At 38.0% G+C, this 1624-nt stretch carries 1 protein-coding gene; it reads left to right on the top strand.

The window, feature by feature from the left end; genetic code table 11:
• On the top strand, positions 1–1624 hold a 1624-nt coding region (locus AC1B00_RS09530; protein ID WP_488849489.1), incomplete at both ends, for a flagellin hook IN motif-containing protein.

Below are 1624 nucleotides of genomic sequence, written 5' to 3'. Positions count from 1 at the left end.
CTGTTAAGGCTAGTATTGGGGCGACTACAAGTGATAAGATTGGTTTGACTAGGTTTGAGACTGGGCATAATGTTAGGTTGGATGATTTAACTACTGCTGGCTTTGGTAATGATAAAAAAATGTCAGATGGAAAAATTAGTGTAACATTTAAGAATGTTGATGGAATTAATGATATTACATTAGAACCAGTGCAAATAGCAAATGTAAAAGGTGCATTGGATAATACGGGTAATCCGGTTCAAGGTAACGAGCCAAGAGTAGAAATTAAAGCAGGTATGGGTCTTGGAGCATTAGCTGAGGCTATTAACAAGGCTAGTGATAAGACTGGTGTTAGAGCTAGTGTTACAGCTGAGAGTGTGTTTGAGCAGCCTATTAAAGCTGGAACTACTTCTAAAGGTTTTTCAATTAATGGTGTTACTATTGGTTCTGTTGAGATTAAAGACAAAGATGGAAACGGAGCTTTAAGAGCTGCTATTAACTCAGTTAAAGATCAAACAGGAGTTGAAGCTTCAGTTGATAGTAAAGGTAGACTTGTATTAAATAATAGAGATGGTAGAGGGATTCAGATTTCTGATGGTTTAAAAGGTGATGAGTTGACTGCATTTAGAACAGAACAATTAGCTACTGGTGCTGGAGAAAGAGGCAGAGCAGAAGAGAGAGCAACAGATACTGATACAAAAGCACAAGCAGCTAAACCTACAATGAATGTATGGGATAATGCTGCAGGTAAATCAAATAAAGCAGATGTTGAAATATATAAAGCAGATGCTTGGGCTGCAGCTGGTACGACAGGAACTTTGATTAGTGCAGACAACACCTTATCAAGTGTTATATCGGCTCATAAGGAAGTTGATACTGCTATTAATGCTAAAGGATATAGCCAAGGCTTAGAAGCTGCAGATTCTTTACTGCAAGGAACTGCTTTTACATTTACTTTTGAAGCTGCAATGGGTGCTACTCAAATTGTCGATGGTGCATTAAGCGCTATGACAGCAGCAAATATTACTGCAGGTGCAACAACTCCAATTGGAGAAGCATTACAGCAATTAAATTCAGCTACTAGTTTAGATAGTGCAAATGAAGCTTTAGACGCATTAAATGAAGCTTTGGATGATGTAATTGCTAAAGGTGACCCAAAAGGTGCTTTAAACGATGCTAAAAATGCAGATGCTATGAAGGCTAGTGCTTTAAAACAACAAGTAATGGGTTGGAAAAAAGGCGTTGAATTTGCTCAAAAAGAAGCTGGAAACAACCTAAAAGGTATGATAGGATTAAATGAAACAAACGGAACTAACTTTGGAAGATTAAGCTTGGTTTCAACTGCTGGTAAAGATATTGTTGTAGAAGCTACCGATGGCAATGGTAGAGATATGACTAAAGCTTTAGGGTATGATACTAATGTTAGCGAAAAAACTGTTTCATTAAGAGAAACAAATGCTAAGATTGATAAAGAAACAGCAGATGCTATGGGCTTTAACTCTGAAGAATGGCAAGCAGGTATATCTGGCGATAACCAAAACGGCTACGCAGCAGGCGTTATGACACTAAAAGGCGCACAAGCTATGATGAATATTGCTGAATCAGCTCAAAAAGCTCTTGAAGCAATTCGTTCAGACCTTGGTTC

The sequence above is a fragment of the Campylobacter sp. DY7 genome (assembly GCF_057802535.1).
Note: the sequence above shows the minus strand (reverse complement) of the source record. Positions and strands in the feature narration are given on the sequence as shown.